This is a genomic window from Pseudomonas putida (assembly GCF_050990305.1).
In the GTDB taxonomy this organism is placed as follows: Bacteria; Pseudomonadota; Gammaproteobacteria; order Pseudomonadales; family Pseudomonadaceae; genus Aquipseudomonas; species Aquipseudomonas putida_AH.
On the sequence record NZ_CP158817.1, the window covers coordinates 3,408,709 to 3,427,901 of the forward strand.

15 protein-coding genes are annotated in these 19,193 nt (G+C 57.2%); 11 read left to right on the top strand and 4 right to left on the bottom strand.

Going from position 1 to position 19,193, the window contains the following annotated elements:
* Positions 1-388 precede the first annotated feature (388 nt).
* Genes ABTV22_RS15325 through ABTV22_RS15335 form a run of 3 tightly spaced genes read left to right on the top strand, consistent with a single transcriptional unit; the run spans position 389 to position 1,470 of the window.
* Complete coding sequence (locus ABTV22_RS15325; RefSeq protein WP_433735360.1) at positions 389-673, top strand: LuxR family transcriptional regulator; 285 nt, start codon at positions 389-391, stop codon at positions 671-673.
* Between the two features lie 51 nt (positions 674-724).
* The gene (locus tag ABTV22_RS15330; protein WP_433735361.1) at positions 725-1,360 is read left to right on the top strand and encodes a response regulator; all 636 of its coding nucleotides are present in this window, start codon (positions 725-727) and stop codon (positions 1,358-1,360) included.
* Positions 1,321-1,470, top strand: a complete 150-nt coding sequence (locus ABTV22_RS15335) for a LuxR C-terminal-related transcriptional regulator (RefSeq protein WP_433741413.1) — start codon at positions 1,321-1,323, stop codon at positions 1,468-1,470. Before ABTV22_RS15330 ends, ABTV22_RS15335 begins: the two co-directional genes overlap by 40 nt.
* A 223-nt stretch (positions 1,471-1,693) precedes the next feature.
* Here the strand turns inward: ABTV22_RS15335 and ABTV22_RS15340 are convergent, their stop codons facing one another.
* Positions 1,694-4,345 carry an RHS repeat domain-containing protein gene (locus ABTV22_RS15340; RefSeq protein ID WP_433735362.1) on the bottom strand — a complete coding sequence of 884 codons (2,652 nt, stop codon included), beginning with the start codon at positions 4,343-4,345 and terminating at the stop codon, positions 1,694-1,696.
* An 894-nt stretch (positions 4,346-5,239) separates the two neighbouring features.
* Between ABTV22_RS15340 and ABTV22_RS15345 the strand changes: the two genes are divergently transcribed.
* Positions 5,240-5,599 carry a DUF6124 family protein gene (locus ABTV22_RS15345; protein WP_433735363.1) on the top strand — a complete coding sequence of 120 codons (360 nt, stop codon included), beginning with the start codon at positions 5,240-5,242 and terminating at the stop codon, positions 5,597-5,599.
* A 96-nt stretch (positions 5,600-5,695) separates the two neighbouring features.
* On the opposite strand, the gene ABTV22_RS15350 is transcribed toward ABTV22_RS15345, so the two are convergent.
* Positions 5,696-6,844 (bottom strand): glycerate kinase, encoded by a 1,149-nt coding sequence (locus ABTV22_RS15350; RefSeq protein ID WP_433735364.1) that lies wholly within the window; start codon positions 6,842-6,844, stop codon positions 5,696-5,698.
* 208 nt (positions 6,845-7,052) lie between these two features.
* Complete coding sequence (locus tag ABTV22_RS15355) at positions 7,053-8,174, bottom strand: sugar diacid recognition domain-containing protein (protein WP_433735365.1); 1,122 nt, start codon at positions 8,172-8,174, stop codon at positions 7,053-7,055.
* A gap of 167 nt (positions 8,175-8,341) precedes the next feature.
* Between ABTV22_RS15355 and ABTV22_RS15360 the strand changes: the two genes are divergently transcribed.
* From ABTV22_RS15360 to rarD, 5 genes are all read left to right on the top strand, one after another.
* The gene (locus tag ABTV22_RS15360) at positions 8,342-9,655 is read left to right on the top strand and encodes an MFS transporter (protein ID WP_433735366.1); all 1,314 of its coding nucleotides are present in this window, start codon (positions 8,342-8,344) and stop codon (positions 9,653-9,655) included.
* Positions 9,656-9,832: 177 nt separating this feature from the next.
* Complete coding sequence (locus ABTV22_RS15365) at positions 9,833-12,013, top strand: hypothetical protein (protein ID WP_433735367.1); 2,181 nt, start codon at positions 9,833-9,835, stop codon at positions 12,011-12,013.
* The gene (locus ABTV22_RS15370) at positions 12,000-13,070 is read left to right on the top strand and encodes an NAD(P)/FAD-dependent oxidoreductase (RefSeq protein WP_433735368.1); all 1,071 of its coding nucleotides are present in this window, start codon (positions 12,000-12,002) and stop codon (positions 13,068-13,070) included. The genes ABTV22_RS15365 and ABTV22_RS15370 overlap by 14 nt, the downstream gene beginning before the upstream one ends.
* Positions 13,071-13,103: 33 nt before the next feature.
* On the top strand, positions 13,104-14,117 hold the full coding sequence (locus ABTV22_RS15375; RefSeq protein ID WP_433735369.1) for an aldo/keto reductase: 1,014 nt from the start codon (positions 13,104-13,106) through the stop codon (positions 14,115-14,117).
* 210 nt (positions 14,118-14,327) lie between these two features.
* Positions 14,328-15,215: an EamA family transporter RarD gene (gene rarD, locus ABTV22_RS15380; RefSeq protein WP_433735370.1), complete on the top strand. Its 888-nt coding sequence runs from the start codon at positions 14,328-14,330 to the stop codon at positions 15,213-15,215.
* Positions 15,216-15,304: 89 nt separating this feature from the next.
* On the opposite strand, the gene hppD is transcribed toward rarD, so the two are convergent.
* Positions 15,305-16,381 carry a 4-hydroxyphenylpyruvate dioxygenase gene (hppD, locus tag ABTV22_RS15385; protein ID WP_433735371.1) on the bottom strand — a complete coding sequence of 359 codons (1,077 nt, stop codon included), beginning with the start codon at positions 16,379-16,381 and terminating at the stop codon, positions 15,305-15,307.
* A 558-nt stretch (positions 16,382-16,939) separates the two neighbouring features.
* On the opposite strand from hppD, the gene ABTV22_RS15390 reads away from it, so the two are divergent.
* Both ABTV22_RS15390 and ABTV22_RS15395 read left to right on the top strand, forming a co-directional pair.
* Positions 16,940-18,472, top strand: a complete 1,533-nt coding sequence (locus ABTV22_RS15390; RefSeq protein ID WP_433735372.1) for an EAL domain-containing protein — start codon at positions 16,940-16,942, stop codon at positions 18,470-18,472.
* A 235-nt stretch (positions 18,473-18,707) separates the two neighbouring features.
* Positions 18,708-19,073, top strand: coding sequence for a histone-like nucleoid-structuring protein, MvaT/MvaU family (locus tag ABTV22_RS15395; RefSeq protein WP_157711237.1), 366 nt, complete (start codon positions 18,708-18,710; stop codon positions 19,071-19,073).
* Positions 19,074-19,193: the final 120 nt, after the last annotated feature.

Consider the following 19,193-nt stretch of genomic DNA (forward strand, 5'->3'; position numbering starts at 1 on the left):
ATCGACGGACGGACACGGTCCCCTTGAGTGGAAAGCCGGCTGTACTCATGTGCGTTGCCAGCGTGCATTGTTCACCGCCTCTCCTATTCACAGAAAACAAAAAGCCGATTAATCAAAATATTAGCGCTCACCAATCTGGGCAGAAAAACCAGGGATTTCTCATACAACCATGGACGCATCCGCTGACAGACCCTCTTAAAATGCCTGGTTAAAGTGCCGCCCCTGTAATTTGTGACAGGTTCCAAGACAGATCAATCGCGCTATAAGGAAACCGTTCCTACAGCCCGTTTCAGGTGCCTGAAGGACGGTCGCGCGAACCATGCCATTACGAAGTAGGAAGATTCTGCCGCGCCCACGCCGTCAATGATGATGAATGGGAGATTCGTATATGTATCGCTCTACAACTGCTTCAGTTCGATCATCGCCCGCCCCGATCAACGCCCAGTCTCAGTCATTCTCAAAGCCGGAAGCGATCACGCTGACGACCAGGGAAAAAGAAGTCTTGAAATGGTGCGTGGCCGGTAAGTCGTCCTGGGAAATCGCCCGAATCTGCGAATGCAGTGAAGCGGGCGTGAACTACCACTTTTGCAATATCCGCCGAAAATTTGGTGTGAGGTCGCGCTGGATCGCCATGGCCATGGCGCTGGAGCAAGGTTTGATCCGTATGCCTTGAACCCGTGTCACCACAGAGATCGGCGTGTCATCGATCCCTGTTGAAAATTTCATGAACCTGCATCAGACGCCTCATCGTTCTTTGCTAAAACTCTGCCGCGAGAGTGCCTGTGACGATACGCCATTATCGTACGGGCACCGCAGTAACAGGCCACTGCGCATCATCCTCGCCGGCGACCATCCCGTGGTGCTGAAGGGAGCCGAAGTGGCCTTGTGTGCAGTGCCTGGCTCCTCCTTCTTGATTGTTGGCTGTGCCAACAGTGCCGATGAACTGATCGCTCATCTCGAATGCACACCCTGCGACTTGTTGATCCGTGGTTACTCGATGCCTTGCGGTGATTTTCCCGATGGCCTGGCGTTGATGGGCTACCTGCAACGTCACTTCCGCCATATTCCGCTGATCGTGATGACCATGATGCACAATCCTGCGCTGCTTCAGGCACTGCTCAACACAGGCGCTCGCGGGTTGTTCGACAAATGCAGTCCCTTGACTGAGTTGAAGCAAACAGCACTCACAGTTGCCAGGGGCCGTCGCTATCTTTGCCCGACCTTTGCCACAGTGATCGATGCTCAGGCCATGGTCACTTTCTGTGAGGTACTCGAGCGACAAGCCTCTCCGAACGGGAACTGGAAGTGGTTCGATTGTTTGTGCAGGGTTTGCCCGGCCGACAGATTGCCGCGCGATTGAATCGAAGCGAGAAAACCATCAGCCGACAAAAAAGAACCGCCATGGACAAGTTGGGACTTGGCCATGACGGTGGGTTGCTGGAGTTTGCGCGAGTGAGTGGATTGGGATGAATTCGATACATTTGCTTACTTAGCTTATCAACGAAGTGAGTGGTGATCCGTTTCTGGATAACCATCTGACCGAATTACCTAGTTTTCAGGAGTTCCCGTCGCCCAAGAGCTCGTGAAATTCTCCGTTGTACCCCAGTTGCGCACTGACTGGCTGCTGCGCACTGAGATGACCATAGGCCGTATGTGCTACGCCATTGACCTGGCCATTTTCTACCTCATTCAATCACGTATTTTTATAATCACTGACCAACAACAACGACTTTGGGCCAGCACCAACCTGCTGCTCAGCGAGCACAACTCCATCACCTTTCATAAACGTGCTACTCGTGCCGCCCCGAACCAGGTTGGCCAATTCCCCATTCTGATAAAACCGCTGCTCCTTCCCCTCTGCACCCTCGCTCCCCGCGAGCGAGTCCAGCGGGTCATAGCGATAACTGCCTGGCGCCTCGCCCGGCAAGGCACTGACACTGATCAGGCGGCCCAGTGGGTCGTAGTCGAGAATCCTCCCCTGTTCATCACAAGTCAGATGACCATCTTCGTTATATTCAAGATCGATGACCGCCGGGTATCCATCCCCTGTGGCGCTGTTGCTCACTTGGGACAATTGCGCCGGGTCGACGCCTGTGTAGCTGTAGGTCGCGATGTTTGTGCTTCGGGTACCCCCTGGCCCCGGATACGTCGTGGTGACCCGGGTGATGTTATCCAACGCATCGAAGCGGAAAATCTGGTTGATGATGGCTTTTCCATACGGGTCCAGCGGCGGTTGACTGCCATCGCATTCATACATCACCAGGCGCCCGCGAGGGTCATAGTTGTAGATTTCATCACGCAACAGCGTCGAGCCTTCGCGCAGCGTACGCTGCACCAATTGATCGACTTCGTTGTACACCTGCGTCAGCGTCTGTTCAGTGCCATCGAGGTCAAAAGTGCGTTTGATCTCCCGACCAAAATCGTCGTACTCCAGGCTGATGGTGACGTGCTGGCCGCTGCCACTGTCTTCGGTGCTGATCGTGCAAGCTTGCCCCAGGCTGTCATAGGTAAAAGTCGAACACGTAGAACCAAGTCGGGTCTGGATCAGGCGTGCGGCGCAGTCATAGGTATAGGACTGCACCTGATCGAGCACATCGGTGTAATTCAGCAAGCGTCCCTTCAAGCTGTAGTCATAGGTCATGCTGAAGACCTGGCCATCCTGCTGACGCTGCTCGGTTTTCAGCTCCCCGGTGCTGAAATACTCGCGCGATAGCGTCAGCCCCTGCTCGGTACAATTGAGGAGCCGAGCATTCTTGGGGTCGAACTCATAGTCAGCGGTGACACTGCCCGATAGCCGCCGCTGATTCGGTTCTTCTCCGAGCTGGAACTCGTACTCGTAATGTATTTCCTGCTGGCTCGGGGTCAGAACTGTCGCTGGCCGGGTTTGTCCTGGCGCATAGGTGAAGCGTTGCTCTCGACCACCGGTGATGGATTTTTTCATACGATTCAGGCCATCGAACTCCTGCAGGCCCAACACTTTGTTGTCGACGCTGATCTCAATTGGCAAATCTTCGCTGCTGTGCACCGCATAGTTGCGTCGGACGGTGGCACCACCCGGCAAGATGTTGGTGGTCATACGGCCATATGCGTCGTAGCGATATTGGGTGGAGGCTTCGCGTGCATCGACCTCTTCAACGGTTTGCCCCAGGCCGTCATAAACATAGCGTTGTTTGCTGACGCGACTGCCGTTGGCCCCAAATCGCTCCAGTTGAACCGGCTTTTCAAACAGGTTGAGCCAAGTTACGGTGGTGCCGCTGATCCGTGGCTGGATGCCCGTGCCCTCGCGCCACTCACGCTTGACCGGTCCCTGCCACTCGACCGTGCCGATCGGATCGGTTTCCTCATAGGTCCTGACGCCATCCGGACCAATCGTGCACCGTTGCTCACCCCACGAGTCGAACTCGAATCGGCTAGTCAGGCGCACTTGCTGCTCGCCCTCCCAATCTTCTTCCGTGGTTTCGATCAGGTTGCCCAGCACATCGTATTTCGCCGACCAGGTGGGACGAAACTCATTCGCCTTGACGCTGCTGTCGGCGTTCTGACGCTCCTCGTAAACCGGGCGATTGAGCCCATCGACGAGCGAGCGGGTCTTCACGCCCTTGACATCCGTCACAATCTGACTGGCCTGCTGACCGTCCATCGATGTCAGCCAGTACTCATAACTGCGTGTGGCAATTAACTTCGGATTGTCTGGCGATACGGTTTCTGTCAGTACCCGGAGCAAAACGTCATAGGTGTAGCGAATTTTTACATTTTTGTCGCCGTTTTCCTCACGGGTCAGCAGTGGTTTGCCATGAAGAATCGAGTCTTCAGTGAAAACGATTTTTTTTAAGTCTTCTCCAGCCCCTTCAACATAATCAAACCCTTTGAAGGTTTCATTGGTTTCCAGCACGGTTTCGCCGGCCAGAATGCTATTGAGTATGCGATACGAGTATTCGCTGGTGCTGGTGTTGCCGTTCATGGTCATTCGTTCGGCCAGTGGACGCCCATGCAAAAAACCATCCCCCGGCAGCTCATGGTAAGTGCGTTGCGTCACTTGCAAGGTGGTTTCACTGCCACCTTCGATTTGCACCAGCGTTTCGCTCTCGATCGCCAGCCAGTCCTGCAGGCCACTGTCGGTCAAAGGTTTGTGCGCGGCGTAGCGCAAACGCGTGAGCAGGGTCGGTGCACCCGGTTCGCCGTCGGGCGACGGCGTGACGGTGGTGGTCTTGAGGTTGCGCACGAAACGGTCCGGGGGGCAGCCATCCTCGCCCGCCTTGGCGTAGTAGCTGTAACTGGTCTTGAGGCCGTTGGGCTCGACCTGTTCGGTCTGGTTGCCGTGTTCGTCAAAGGCGCTGAGGGCCACCTATTTTGACAGTGGTCGGCGGATTGATCAGTGGCGCTGCGATGGGGATGAAGCCTAAAGGAGATGTGGCGACACCCAAGGCCACTACGTCTCGGTCGAGTGCATCGGGAAGTTCTAGTAGGGCACGTAGTGATTTTTCGTCCGATAACTCAAGAACGAACAGGGTAACACCCGATAGCTCTGACTTAAATTATCGAGGTGACACATCATCCCAGCAAGACCTGAGAGGACTTGAGCCTGCCATCGATAATGACTCTCAATCCAATGACAATGTTCGACGTTATTATGCTCCTAGCGGAGAAAGTACCGGCATTACAGGTTCAATCCAAAGCACGCCAAGCCCACCTGTAAATATCACTCAAAATCAAAAGAGACGCCGCTACAACAATCAAACCGAGAGTTTGATACAAGAACTTAAAACCTGGGCATAAACATACAAAAATCAAAGTGAAGTTCCCATTATTAAATTCTTTAGTTAATTCTTAAACCCCCTCTTCCAAGTGCGCAATCTTCAAAAGTGCGCACTTGGCTTTTTAGCACTTCCCGAACAAGCAACGAAGCGCGCGCTCAAAAACACACAACTCTACCTACTGTTCAACATCAAACTCTATACAATCCGAAACTGAGAGTTCTCTCATATTCCCTCCCCCACGTGCCTCCTGGAATCGCCCCCTCTCGAGGCACAGTAACGCCCCCTCACCCAACAGCGCCCCGACGGCATCGTCTCGACATTCAAACGCCCGGCACTGTTTAAACAAACAAGATGGTGGTTGTGCGCAGGGCACCTTCGGGGGCGCCGGCTTTGCTAAATTCCTCGGTCTGCTAACCTGCGCACAGCTGCCTCCCCTCTCGTTTAGCAGCAAGAGGGTTGGCACCCAATGAGGGAATTTAGCTATGTTCAAAGTCACACCCAATTCCCCGGACACAGATCCGACCTCCCCCTACGAATCCGACTCAAACAAACTCAACGACGCTGCCGAGCGCGCGCTCGATTTTCACCTCCCTTTCTCGGCCGACATCAAGGCCACGCCGCGTGCGCCCAGCACACTGTTTACCGTCGACCCCGAGGCCACGAGCGAAACGCTGATGGTGTATCTGGTGGAGACACTGGCGTCGGTGGATGTGATGGTCCATCAGTTAGTGGATCATCTGGAAGGTGGCGACCGCCATGCGCTGTTGGGGATTTCCAACAGTGTGATGCTGGCGGAGATTACGGCAAATCGGGTGCTGGATCAGATCGATCCACCGACGTAGGAGCTGTAGGAGCTGTCGAGTGAAACGAGGCTGCGATCTTTTTATGTTGATTTTCAATGAAGATCAAGATCAAAAGATCGCAGCCTTCGGCAGCTTCTACGCGGGATTGCGTTTAGCGGCCAGCCGCCATACCCGCGCAATATCACTGGCCCGCTCGCGCAGAAGCCGCGGTGCATTCATGCACGCCTCATCCAGTGGCATGGGCCCGCTCGTCAGGGAGAATGCGGCATCGATGCCGTGGTCGTACAGCGCCTGATAATCCTCGCCCAAGGTGCCGGCGATCACAATGACTGGCACGCCGTACTGCCTGGCAACGCGAGCCACACCAAACGGCGTTTTCCCGCGCAAGGTCTGTGCATCGAATCGCCCTTCTCCGGTGATCACCAGATCGGCGCCTTCGATGGCTTCGGCCAGCCCAACCAATTCGGCAACCACTTCGACTCCCGGCATGAACTGCGCACCGAGAAACGCCTTGGCAGCAAAACCCAACCCGCCCGCCGCACCACTGCCCGGCTCGTCGCGCACGTCTTTACCCAATACCTTTGCGCAATGATCGGCAAAGTGCCCCAGGGCATGATCGAGCAGTTGAACCTGTTCCGGCGTGGCACCTTTTTGCGGCCCGAATACCGCCGACGCACCCTGGGGACCGCACAACGGGTTATCGACATCGGCGGCGATGTCGAAGCGCACGCCCTTAAGGCGCGGATCGAGTTCGCTCAGATCGATGCGAAACAGCTTGCCCAAGGCCAGGCCGCCTGGCGGCAGAAGCTGCCCTTGTGCATCGAACAGCTTCATACCCAGGGCCTGCATGGCGCCGGCACCACCGTCATTGGTGGCGCTGCCGCCGATGGCCAGAATGATGCGCTGGGCGCCTGCGTCGAGGGCGAAACCGATCAATTGGCCAGTGCCGAAAGTGCTGGTGTTGCAGGCGTCACGTTGATTGACCGGTACCAATTGCAAACCGCTGGCTTCGGCCATTTCGATGATTGCGGTACGGCTTTCAGGCAACCAGCCCATCCTCGCGTGGGCTGTATCACCGAGGGGGCCGCGTACCTCGCAATGGTGGTGTTCCCCGCCGCACGCCGCCAGCACGGCGGTGATGGTGCCCTCCCCGCCGTCGGCCATCGGGCATCTGATCAACTGCGCATCGGGCCAGACTTCCAACAGCCCCAGGGCGATGGCATCCGCCACGCCTTGGGCACCGAGGCTGTCTTTGAACGAATCGGGGGCAATCACGATTTTCATGGGAATTCTCCAGTTCCAATGCGCCCATGCTGCCAGCCGGCAAGCGCGGTGACGCCGTTCCGCTGCACAAGCGGTCATGGGGATTATTGTTCATTTCCACAAAACCGCAGATTCACACAACCCTCTGTAGGAGCACGGCTTGCCGGCGATGGCGATCTTGAATACGCCATCGCCGGCAAGCCGTGCTCCTACAAGGGGGTTGTGTATGTCACATATTTGCATCGGTCTGGGGGAGCAATTGCACGCCGAGGTAGAGGGCGAGCATGCCATCGAGCTTCAGCGGGTCGACGCCGCTGAGTTCGGCAATTCGCTCCATGCGGTAACGCAGGCTGTTGCGGTGAATGCCCAGTGCATCGGCACAGGCCTGACTCTGGCCGTCGTGGTCGCACCAGCTGCGCAGCGTTGCCAACAGTTGGCCATTGCTGTCCTTGGCGATGACTTTGCGCAAGGGATTAAGCAATTCATCCAGGGCATCGTCGTTGCGGTGGCGCCAGAGCATCACTGGCAATCGATAGCGGTTAAGAATCAGCATGCGCGTTTGAGGCAAGACCTCACGTCCATAGGCCAGCAGGTCGCCGACCCGCCGATAGCAGCGGCGCAGTCCTGTGAGACCATCGGCTTGCCCACCCACGGCAATGCGCAGGATGTTCCAGCCTTGGGCATCGAGCTTTTCCAGCAAGCGCTCGTTCTCGACGTTCTGGTTCGCCGGGCGACACCACAACAACGATGACTTGGCCGAACTCACGCACCAACTGTCGGGATAACGCGAGGTAAGCCAAGCGCTGAGCGCGTCGACGGTTTGCCCCGGCCCGTGTTCCAGGCCCAGCTCGAACAAATACGGCACACGGGTCATCTGCGGCTTGAGCCCCAGCTGTTGCGCTTCGTCAATCAGCCGTGGCGAGTCCCCCGCATCGCTGAGCAGCAACGCCAGCAAATCATCGCATCGCTGGCGTCGCCATTGCTGTTCCACTTGTTGGTTACGCTGACCCACCAGCATCTCGGCGGTCATCCGAACCAGTTCGGCGTAGGTGCGCAACTGCTCGGGTTCGCCAGTGATGCCCAGCACGCCGATCAGGCGCTGGTCGAGCATCAACGGCAAATTGATCCCCGGCTGCACGCCCTTCAGATGCATCGCGGTTTGCGCGTCGATCTCCACCACGCGTCCATTGGCCAACACCAGTTGCGCACCTTCATGCCGGGTGTTGACCCGCTCGGGCTCGCCGCTGCCGAGGATCAACCCCTGGCTGTCCATGACGTTGACGTTGTACGGCAGGATGGCCATCGCCCGGTCGACGATGTCCTGGGCCAGGTCGTGATCGAGTTCGAACATGACGGTGTTCCTTGAATGCATGAGGGGGCATTGTTCGCCCGCACAGGGCTGGGTGGCAAACCCTGTGCGCGGGCACAAAGACAAGCCCGGGGACGGTGGCCGAGACTCGCAGGGCGATCAACGTTACCCTTTGCATCGCAAAAAATCATAAAAAAGAGAGAGCCGCCATGTCACAGAGCGCCGCTGCCACACAGGCCATCGCTGACGAAAAAAACGCCGTCTACAAACGCATTACCCTGCGTTTGATCCCCTTCATTTTCATCTGCTACCTGTTCAACTACCTCGACCGGGTCAACGTTGGCTTCGCCAAGTTGCAGATGCTCGATGCGCTGAAGTTCAGCGAAACCGTGTACGGCCTCGGGGCCGGGATCTTCTTCATCGGCTACGTGCTGTGTGGTGTGCCGAGCAACCTGGCGCTGACTAAATTCGGCCCACGGCGCTGGATCGCGCTGATGATGATCACCTGGGGCGCGCTGTCGACCTGCCTGTTGTTCGTCACCACGCCCACCGAGTTCTACACCCTGCGCCTGTTCACCGGTGCCGCCGAAGCCGGGTTCTTCCCCGGTGTGGTGCTGTACCTCTCGCAGTGGTTCCCGACGTTCCGCCGCGGCCGGATCATGGCGCTGTTCATGTCGGCGATTCCTGTTTCGGGCTTGCTGGGCAGTCCGTTTTCCGGTTGGATTCTCAACCACTTCGCCGCCGGCCAAGGTGGCCTGGCGGGCTGGCAGTGGATGTTTTTGCTGCAAGGCATTCCAACGGTCATCCTCGGCGCCCTCGCCTGGTTCCTGCTCAGCGACAGCTATGCCAATGCGAAATGGCTCACGTCGTTCGAGCGCTCGGTGCTGGAAGCCGATCACGCCGAGGACCTGGCGAACAAGCCGAAAACCACTTCCGATTCGCTGCTGGCGGTGTTCAAGAACCCGGCGATCTGGGCTTTCGGCTTGATCTACTTCTGTATCCAGAGCGGTGTGTATGCGATCAACTTCTGGCTGCCCTCGATCATCAAGAACCTGGGTTTCAGCGATAACCTGGTGATCGGCTGGCTGAGTGCGATTCCCTACCTGCTGGCCGCGCTGTTCATGCTGATGGTCGGTCGCTCGGCGGACCTGCGTAATGAACGTCGCTGGCATTTGGTGGTGCCGATGCTGATGGGCGCGCTGGGCCTGTTGATTGCGGTGAACTTTGCCGCCAACCCGGCCATTGCCATCCTCGGCCTGACCCTGGCCACCATGGGCGCCCTCACCGGCTTGCCAATGTTCTGGCCGGTGCCGACAGCGATGCTCAGCGCGGGAGCTGCCGCCGGTGGGCTGGCGTTGATCAACTCCATGGGGCAGATGGCGGGTTTCCTCAGCCCGTACCTGGTGGGTTGGGTCAAGGACAGCACGGGCTCGACGGATGCGGCGTTGTATTGGCTGGCGGGGGTGACTGTTGGCGGTAGTGTGCTGGCGTTGCGCATGACGCGTACGTTGCGTAACCAGTGATCCCCGGGCGCCGCAGGCTTTTGCCCCGGCGCCTATCAGTTCTGATAGTCCTTGTTGCGCGACCATCGCCTTGAACTAGGCTGATCCACAGCGCCACACTCGGTATCGGATCGGCTTTCCTGCCTTTAAGCCAGCCCCGGTTTTGTGCAACCACATTCACTCGGGCAGGGCCGCATCATGGGATTGATCGATAGCGTCGAAGCCGTCTGCACGCGTCTGGCAACCGACAGCGGTTGGCACGCGTTGATGTTGCACCATGGGCTGGATATCAAGGCGCGCCCGTTGGCGGCAGAATTAAAAAGACCCTTGTCGGTGGATCGAACGCTCAGCGGCTTCGAGGACTTCGCCTTGAAGGGCCGACGTGGCATCGAAGCGGGTATCCCTTCGCGCAGTCTTTTGTATCACGCCCTCGCCTCGCCCAATGTCACCACCGACCCTGGTGGCAGCGCATTGTCGCTGTACCCGACGGCCGCCGAAATCGAGCATGTGTTGAACTACGTTTATGGGGTGCAACCGCCAACACTGGCAGCGCTGCAACAGCAAGCGGGAGCTGGAGCACTACTGGGCATTGTTGTGTTTTCGGTTGAGTACCGACCCGGGTCGGACACCGGTCATAAAAAGCATGCCGACCTTTGTTTTTCCCGCACGGGCATTGCTCGTGTCGGGACCGCGCCGGCGGGGTACGACGCTGCACGGCGCGGCTTTTTGCCCTGGATGGAATACGACCCCCAGTCGATTTGTGTCACGCCGGCGCGGTACAGCGCCTACATCGCCATGCAGAAAAAAGGCGATGAATTGTCTTTTGGGCCACATCCGTTTCAAGCGGGCGATGATGCGCGGGATTTCTGGGTTCCCCTGCATAAGCTGTTTGACGGCCCCGAGTGCATCGCCGGTCGCGACCTGCAGGTGAACATGAGGTGCTTTCAAATCAATGAAAAACTTCGCCGCTTTCATCGCCGGTTCCCCGGTAGCGGTTGGGACGTGCCGGACATAAACAACCCTCCGTTCGTCATTACCGAGGGCCTTGCGCAATGGGCAGATGAACAGGCGTTCGGTAAAGGCTTGCTAACCCCCACACCCAAGGCTCGACTGGTGGAAGAAGCCGTTTACAACGGTAAAAAGGTGTTCTTTTCGATTCCGAGCAAGCCAAATTATGGTGGCTACATCATTAACCGACGCTTCAAACAGCGCGACGATGGCTCGGTCGAGGATCTGAATGTGCATCCCGATGTCGCGAAAATCGTAGAGGACGGCGGCTATCACGCTTTGCACTTCATCGACTTCACTGCCGACGGCTGGGTGCTCGCCCATTGCCCACCACTCGACAGCGACGTTTCGCACTGCGTTGCCGCTTACTCAGTGATTGCCCCGCCGAGTTTTTACCCTCTGTGTACTCAACGTCGCTTGCTCGACTGGAGTGTTCAACAAACATTTCCTCAGGTGTTTTTCGGGCAAACCCTGAGGGTTCTGGCCGACACCCGAGCCGCCGGTAACCTCGACTTGCCGGGTGAGCATTTTGATAAGAATGATAAGAGCGTCACCGCCATCGTCTCGCAACCAACAGACCCATCAGAGCAGGCAGCCAGCGCAACCGTCACCCACGGGCAACGCCAGGCATGCTTACCCGATGCCGCCGCTGGCACCTTCAGTCCAGGCTGGGACATCGGTATTCCCCACGATGGCGGGTTTCGTCCCGAATCCTTGTGTGCCTATGAATTAGGCAGCCCCTTTACCGACGATGTGAAGATCTGCGCTTCGATCGGTGGCTATTGGCCCGCGGTGTCCCCAGACGCATCGAGGACCTATGAACCCAGGGCCGACTGGATCGCGATCATCCCGTTGACGGATGACAAAAATCCGCATGATTCATGGGATGGCGTCCCTTCCCCGCAGTTGATCGACGCTGCGGGAAAGCGCGTCGTGGAGTACATGAGTTTCGATCACGTCGATCTCACAAAAAACGCCCTCGCCGGCCTGATCTCGGTGTACCACCTGGCACAAACCACGACCGACGATTATCAGTCGCGCATCTTATCCTTGCACAATGCCTACAAGTCTCTGGGCGCTGTCGAACGCGTGGAAAAAGCGGCGTGGTCAGTGTTGTCTTTTCGCAAAGTCGAACGCCCCGACGCTGATCTGGCACTGGCGGAATCAGCCACGGGAGCCGTGCTGCAAGCGCCTGTACATGGCTATCGAATCTATAAAAACGACATTCCGAACACAACGACACCGCCCCATGACTTCACCAAGCGGCATGCCGTGGTGCTTGAAATGGTTGATCTGTTTGTCGGCCCGACAGTGTTGTTGATTAAACGCGAACACGGCCAATGGCAGGCGCAGGACATTGCCCAACCATGATGTGGTGATTATTGGCGGCGGCCCGGCAGGTTGCGCCGCCGCGATTTACTGCGCACTACAAGGTTTGAGCGTGGCCTTGCTGGAGCAGTCAGCGGTTTGCCGTGATCGTCCTGGCGAAACCTTGCCACCGGGCATCGAGCCGTTGTTGCAGCAATTGGGTGTAGTGTTGCCGGGGGATGTTATTCGACATGCCGGACACTGGGTGCAATGGGGGGCGGCTCGCCATTTCAATAAGTTTGGCGGTGGCGTGGAGGATCCGTGGCGTGGCTTTCAGATTCCCCGACGCCTGCTCGACACTCTGTTGCTCGATCGCGTGCAAGCCTTGGGTGTGTCTGCCGTAAGACCTTGCCGCGCCAACGAGGTCATCCTGCAAGATAACCGCGTGATCGGCGTTCAAACCGATCTGGGTGCGTTCCATTGCTCGCATTTGATTGACGCCAGTGGTGCCAGGGGCTGGCTCGCTCGCCAACTGCCATTGGGCCGTCCTGCGTTCTCCGGGTCGTTGCTTGCCCTGTATGGCTACGGGAATGGCCAGTGCGCCACCTGTGAGGACGCCCCCCATATCATTGCCGATGAAGGCGGCTGGTACTGGCTCGCCAACATCGGCATCGACGTCTATGCGTGGACCCGATTACGGTTCGACCCGCGGCAATCCCATCGACATCCCCCCTTGGAATTCGTACACCTGCATGATCTTTCCAGAACACGCGGGGCGGACGTGACTTGGCGAGCCTGTCGCCAATGTGCCGGGGCCGGGTATTTCATCGTCGGTGACGCCGCCTGCATCCTCGACCCCGGCAGCGCCCATGGCGTGCTCAAGGCGATCATGTCGGGAATGATGGCCGCCCATGCCGTGGTTAAAAGCCTTGATCACGCCACCCAGCGCCAACAGTTCCAGAGCCAGTATCGTCACTGGATGAACAGTTGGTTTGTGCGAGACATGAACAAAATGCGCGGATTCTATGCGGCGCACCCGACACCCCCTGCCTGGCTGACCACCCTGCCCTTGAACGAGCCGATAATTCATTTTGATACGCAGGATGTTTCTGGTATTTGATTAGGCCTTTCCCACTGGCAAAAGGATTTCGACATGAGCTACCGCACGCTGGGTCATTCGGGTTTGCAGGTCTCCACCCTGACCCTGGGCACCATGATGTTCGGTGAACAAACCAACACCGAAGACTCCCTGCGGATCATCGACAAGGCTTGGGACCAGGGCATCAATTTCATCGACACCGCCAACGTCTACACCAACGGCCGTTCCGAGGAAATCGTCGGCGAAGCCATCGCCAGCCGCCGCCATGAGTGGGTGTTGGCCACCAAGGTCGGCTTCGGTCCGGTGGATGGCGTGCCCAACCGCAGTGGCCTGAGTCGCAAGCACATCTTCAATGGCATCGATGCCAGCCTGACGCGTTTGGGCACCGACTATCTCGATATCTATTACCTGCACCGAGAGGACCACAACACACCGCTGGAGACCACGGTGTCGGCCATCGGCGATCTGATTCGCCAAGGCAAGATCCGCTATTGGGGATTGTCGAATTATCGAGGCTGGCGCATCGCCGAAATCATTCGCGTGGCCGATAAGCTGGGTGTCGACCGGCCTGTGATCAGCCAGCCGCTGTACAACATCGTCAACCGCCAGGCTGAAACCGAGCAGATCACCGCCGCGCAAAACTATGGTCTGGGCGTGGTGCCTTACAGCCCGCTGGCCCGTGGCGTGCTCAGTGGCAAGTACGCGCCAGATGTTAAACCCGATGCCGACAGCCGCGCTGGCCGTGCGGACAAACGCATTCTTGAAACCGAATGGCGCATGGAATCTTTGCGTATCGCCCAACAGATCCAGCAGTACACGCAGGATCGTGGCGTGGGCATCGTCGAGTTCGCGATTGCCTGGGTGCTGAACAACAGCGCGGTCACCTCGGCCATTGTCGGTCCGCGTACTGAAGACCAGTGGGATGCCTACACTAAGGCGCAGGCGGTGAAGATAACGGTTGAGGACGAGGCGTTCATCGATTCGCTGGTGACGCCGGGGCATGCGTCGACGCCTGGGTTCAATGATGTGAGCCATTTCGTGTCAGGGCGTAAATCCCGCAACAACTGAAGAAACTCAAAATCACTGTAGGCGCCGGCTTGCTGGCGATGGCGTGTCAGTCAATACCTGTGTAACAGACACATCATCGCCAGCAAGCCGGCTCCTACAGGGTTTAGCGTGCCCACGCAATGTTGAAAATTCCGATCACCCGGCCAATATTCAACACAAAAACCGCGTATCCTCCGCACCCCGTTTTACGTTCAACCTCGCGAGGACAGCTTGTCTAAAGGTATCGCTCTATCGGTTTCAGCCTCGGTGCTGTTTGCCGTCATGTATTACTACACGTCGCTGCTCACGCCCTTGAGCGGCGTGGAGATTTTTGGCTGGCGCATGCTGTTGACCGTGCCGTGCATGACGGTGTTCATGGTGGTGTCGGGGGAATGGAAGCGCGTGGTGGAGATTCTGCGACGCGTGGGCGCTCAACCGCTCTTGTTCATCGCCCTGATCGCCTCTTCGGCCCTGCTCAGCGTGCAACTTTGGCTGTTCATGTGGGCCCCGCTCAACGGCTACAGCCTGGATGTGTCGCTGGGTTATTTCCTGTTGCCGCTGACCATGGTCCTGACTGGCCGGTTGGCTTATGGCGAGCGCCTTTCCTATCTGCAAAAAATAGCGGTGTTTTTTGCCTGCCTCGGCGTGATCAATGAGGTGTATCAGGTGGGTGGGTTTTCCTGGGCGACCTTGCTGGTGTGCATTGGCTACCCCACCTATTTTGTGGTGCGCAAACGTCTGGCGACAGACAATCTCGGTGGCTTGTGGCTGGACATGACCCTGACGCTGCCGGTGGCATTCTGGTTCGTTCAGAGTGGTGAACAGGGTTTCACTGTGTTCGATCAGCACCCGTGGCTTTCGCTGTTGATCCCGTTGCTAGGGGTGATCAGTGCTTCGGCGCTGGTGATCTATATCATCGCCAGTCGCTTGCTGCCGTTCAGTCTGTTCGGGTTGTTGAGCTACGTCGAGCCGGTGCTGTTGCTTTGCGTCGCGCTGATTCTGGGGGAAAGCATCAAGGCCGGTGAATGGCTGACCTATATCCCGATCTGGATGGCGGTGCTGGTGTTGGTGTTTGAAGGGTTCAAGCATCTGGTGCGTCAGAAACGCAAACCGATGTAGGAGCGAGGCTTGCCCGCGATGACGGAATGTCAGCCAACACTGATGTTGGATGTGCAGGCGTCATCGCGGGCAAGCCTCGCTCCTACAGCTTAATCAGTGGACAACACGCCTCGACGAACCTGATCACGCTCGATCGATTCGAACAACGCCTTGAAGTTGCCCTCGCCGAAACCATCATCGCCTTTACGCTGGATGAATTCGAAGAACACCGGCCCCATCAGGGTTTCCGAGAAGATCTGCAGCAGCAGACGCTTGTCACCCGCCTCGGACGAACCGTCCAGCAAGATACCCCGCGCCTGCAGTTCACCGACCGGCTCGCCGTGGTTCGGCAAACGGCCTTCGAGCATTTCGTAGTAGGTGTCCGGCGGCGCGGTCATGAAGCGCATGCCAATGCTTTTCAGGTGATCCCAGGTCTTGACCAGATCATTGGACAGGAAGGCCACGTGCTGGATGCCTTCGCCGTTGAACTGCATCAGGAACTCTTCGATCTGCCCTGCGCCCTTGGACGATTCTTCGTTCAGCGGGATACGGATCATGCCGTCCGGGGCGGTCATGGCCTTGGAGGTCAGGCCGGTGTATTCGCCCTTGATGTCGAAGTAGCGGATCTCGCGGAAATTGAACAGCTTCTCGTAGAAGTTCGCCCAGTAGGCCATGCGGCCGCGGTACACGTTGTGGGTCAGGTGGTCGATGATCTTGAGGCCCGCTCCCACCGGGTGACGGTCGACACCTTCCAGGTACACGAAGTCGATGTCGTAGATCGAGCTGCCTTCGCCGAAACGGTCGATCAGGTACAGCGGCGCGCCGCCGATGCCTTTGATCGCCGGCAAGTGCAGCTCCATCGGGCCGGTTTCGATGTGGATCGGCTGGGCGCCGAGTTCCAGGGCGCGCTTGTAGGCTTTTTGCGAATCCTTGACGCGAAACGCCATGCCGCACACCGACGGGCCGTGCTCGGCGGCGAAGTACGAAGCGACGCTGTGGGGTTCGTTGTTGAGGATCAGGTTGATCGCGCCCTGGCGATACAGGTGCACGTCCTTGGAGCGGTGTGTCGCGACCTTGGTGAAGCCCATGATCTCGAAGATCGGCTCCAGGGTATTGGGTGTTGGCGATGCGAATTCGATGAACTCAAAGCCCATCAGGCCCATTGGGTTTTCGTATAAATCTGCCATGGTTGGCGCCTCATCATGCGTTTAGAAATTAACGGAACGTTAGTGACTAGCGATGCTGAGACCTGAGGGTGGCGCGCAGGAGATGCCCCGCACGCTGCGGGCGAGAAAATCACCGTAGATCAATTGAAACCCTAATAACTTCATGGTCGACCCAAGGCTCTTGCGGGCGAAGCTCCTGTTGCCAGGAGACGTATTCTTGTATGCGTAACTTGATTCTACACAGCGTAAATCAGTTTGTCCGCCTTCTGTATAAAATCCCCTTTTCCCCCACGGACGCAAGGGGTTTGTTGCACAGGAAAATGCCCGCCAGAATCAGCCCTCCTCCCAGATACATCGCCAGCGTCAGCTGTTCGCTCAACAACAGAGCGAGAGCGCCACCCCCGGCATTGGCATGACCGGCGGCTACAGATCTTATTTAACTCGCCCAGCACCTGGATTATCGATGAGCGGCATAAATGCCATGGGCCAACTATCATGGTTCGAACTTGATCTCTTTTTGCAGGGTGTTTCGCCCCGCCAGCATTTGGGAGCCCTATTTGATCGTCACAGGTTTCGCAAATGCCCCTCAAAGCCAAGACCCGCAGCCGCGGCATCAGAATTGCGATCACCCTAGCCAGCGGATTGCTCCCGGTATTGCTCGGCGCCGCCATTCTTTATGTGCAGGCTGAGCGCACGCTCCAGCGAAGTACGCAACAAACCGCCGAAGAAGCCATTCGCCAGTTCGAGCTGATGCTCGACAACACGGCGCAAGCGGCTCGGGAACTGCTGCCGCTGGCCGGACAAAGTTGCATCGACGTCAACCTCGCCTTGCGCGAGCAAGTCACTCGCCGTCCGTTTGTACGCTCGACCAATCTGGTGTGGGACGACGCCATTTATTGCAGCTCCTTGTTTGGTGACTATCACGAGAAAATCGAGCCAGGGGACTACTCCGCAGGCCGCCTGCTATTGATGAAGGGCAATCCGATCACACCCGATACCTCATTGCTGGTGTATCGACTCGGCGAAGGCAAACGAGGCGCGCTGAGCACACTCGATGGCTACCACCTGAGCAACGTACTGAGCCTGATCGGCCGTCATACGATGCTGGCCCTGCGGGTCGGCCCCAGTTGGTTGACCGCCGATGGCCAGTTTCATAACGGCCCTCTCCACGCCTTCCCGGTGGCGCAAACCAGGCTCGACTCTTCACGTTATGCCTTTGGCGTTCAGGCCGGGTTTCCCGAGGGCGAAACCTGGCGCTACATGAGCAGCCAATACCCGCCGCTGTTCAGCCTGCTGATGTTCTTTGGCGTTGTGTCGGGGCTGATCGGCTATGTTCTGCAGAAACGTACATCGTCACCGACCCATGAAATGAAGCGTGCGCTGGACGCGGCGGAGTTCGTTCCTTATTTCCAGGCCGTTGTGCATGGCGACAGTAAAAAGCTCTCGGGCGTTGAAGTGTTGATGCGCTGGAACCACCCAAAAGAAGGCCTGGTGCGTCCCGATCTATTCATTCCGTTCGCCGAACACTCCGGGCTGATCGTGCCGATGACCCGCTCATTGATGCAACAGACTGCCGCCTTGCTCGCGCCGTTGTCCGCGTCGTTTGAGGAGCCCTTTCATATTGGTATTAACATCACCGCCAGCCACTGCCATGACCTGGAACTGGTCGAGGATTGCCGACAATTTCTCGCGAATTTTGCCCCGGGCTCCATTCATCTGGTGCTTGAGCTGACCGAACGCGAACTGATCGAACCCACGGCGATTACCCATCAACTGTTCGAGCAATTGCATGAACTGGGGGTGAAGATCGCCATCGACGACTTCGGCACCGGCCATTCCAGCCTCGGTTATCTGCGTCAGTTCAATGTCGATTACTTGAAACTCGACCAGAGTTTCGTCGCCATGATCGGCATAGACTCGCTGTCCAGCCACATACTGGACAGCATCATGGAACTGGCCGCCAAGCTCGACTTGGCGATGGTTGCCGAAGGCGTGGAGACCCAGGAACAAAGTGATTACCTGACCGCCCATAACGTTAACTTCCTGCAAGGCTATCTGTACGGGCGACCGATGCCTGGCGCGGAGTTCATTAGTGCATTAAGTAGGCATTAATTAGTAGTTTTTAGCGTCTGGACGGCATTACAGCGCACCAATTTGAATCAAAAGCCTACTCTCGTTACATGAAAAAAAAGACATGATTTACTCTTGGCTCATTAACTACTACAATTTTTCATGCCTGCGGTAATTGGGCAGGTGAGCCATTTAATCACCGAGTCGCTTCAAGGCTCTTGGCTTATAGCTTTGTTTGCGGTTGGTATCAGCCAAACACACTATTGGAGTAAAGATATTGTCCAGACTCGCTGAATTTCGTGCAGCTGAAAAGGCCCTTCAAGAGCAGCTCAAACAGCTGGAATCCCTGAAGAACGACGCCGGGCTCAAGAAAGAAATCGAATTCGAAGAGAAGCTCCAGGGGCTGATGAAAACCTACGGCAAGAGCCTGCGCGACATCATCGCCATTCTCGATCCGAACCCGGCAAAATCTGGCCTTCAACATACCGCAGCGCCTAAAACCCGCCGCGCTCGTGTGGTCAAGGTTTATCAGAATCCACACACCGGTGAGCTGATTGAAACCAAGGGCGGCAACCATCGCGGCCTCAAGGCCTGGAAGGAACAATACGGTGCAGCCACCGTTGACTCCTGGCTGCGTGGATAAGCACACGCGCTATAAAAAAGCCCTGCCAATGCAGGGCTTTTTCATGTGTGCCTTCTACATTCAACGATCTTGAACGGTCAACTCTCAACTTGCGGATTAACTTTGTGCTTAATCCCTTTG

Coding starts and splice junctions, on each gene's coding strand:
- ABTV22_RS15345 (WP_433735363.1), top strand. CDS start 5,240: ATGTTCAAAGTCACACCCAATTCCCCGGACACAGATCCGACCTCCCCC.
- ABTV22_RS15355 (WP_433735365.1), bottom strand. CDS start 8,174: ATGTTCGAACTCGATCACGACCTGGCCCAGGACATCGTCGACCGGGCG.
- ABTV22_RS15330 (WP_433735361.1), top strand. CDS start 725: ATGAACCTGCATCAGACGCCTCATCGTTCTTTGCTAAAACTCTGCCGC.
- hppD (WP_433735371.1), bottom strand. CDS start 16,381: ATGGCAGATTTATACGAAAACCCAATGGGCCTGATGGGCTTTGAGTTC.
- ABTV22_RS15390 (WP_433735372.1), top strand. CDS start 16,940: ATGCCCCTCAAAGCCAAGACCCGCAGCCGCGGCATCAGAATTGCGATC.
- ABTV22_RS15360 (WP_433735366.1), top strand. CDS start 8,342: ATGTCACAGAGCGCCGCTGCCACACAGGCCATCGCTGACGAAAAAAAC.
- ABTV22_RS15365 (WP_433735367.1), top strand. CDS start 9,833: ATGGGATTGATCGATAGCGTCGAAGCCGTCTGCACGCGTCTGGCAACC.
- ABTV22_RS15350 (WP_433735364.1), bottom strand. CDS start 6,844: ATGAAAATCGTGATTGCCCCCGATTCGTTCAAAGACAGCCTCGGTGCC.
- ABTV22_RS15325 (WP_433735360.1), top strand. CDS start 389: ATGTATCGCTCTACAACTGCTTCAGTTCGATCATCGCCCGCCCCGATC.
- ABTV22_RS15375 (WP_433735369.1), top strand. CDS start 13,104: ATGAGCTACCGCACGCTGGGTCATTCGGGTTTGCAGGTCTCCACCCTG.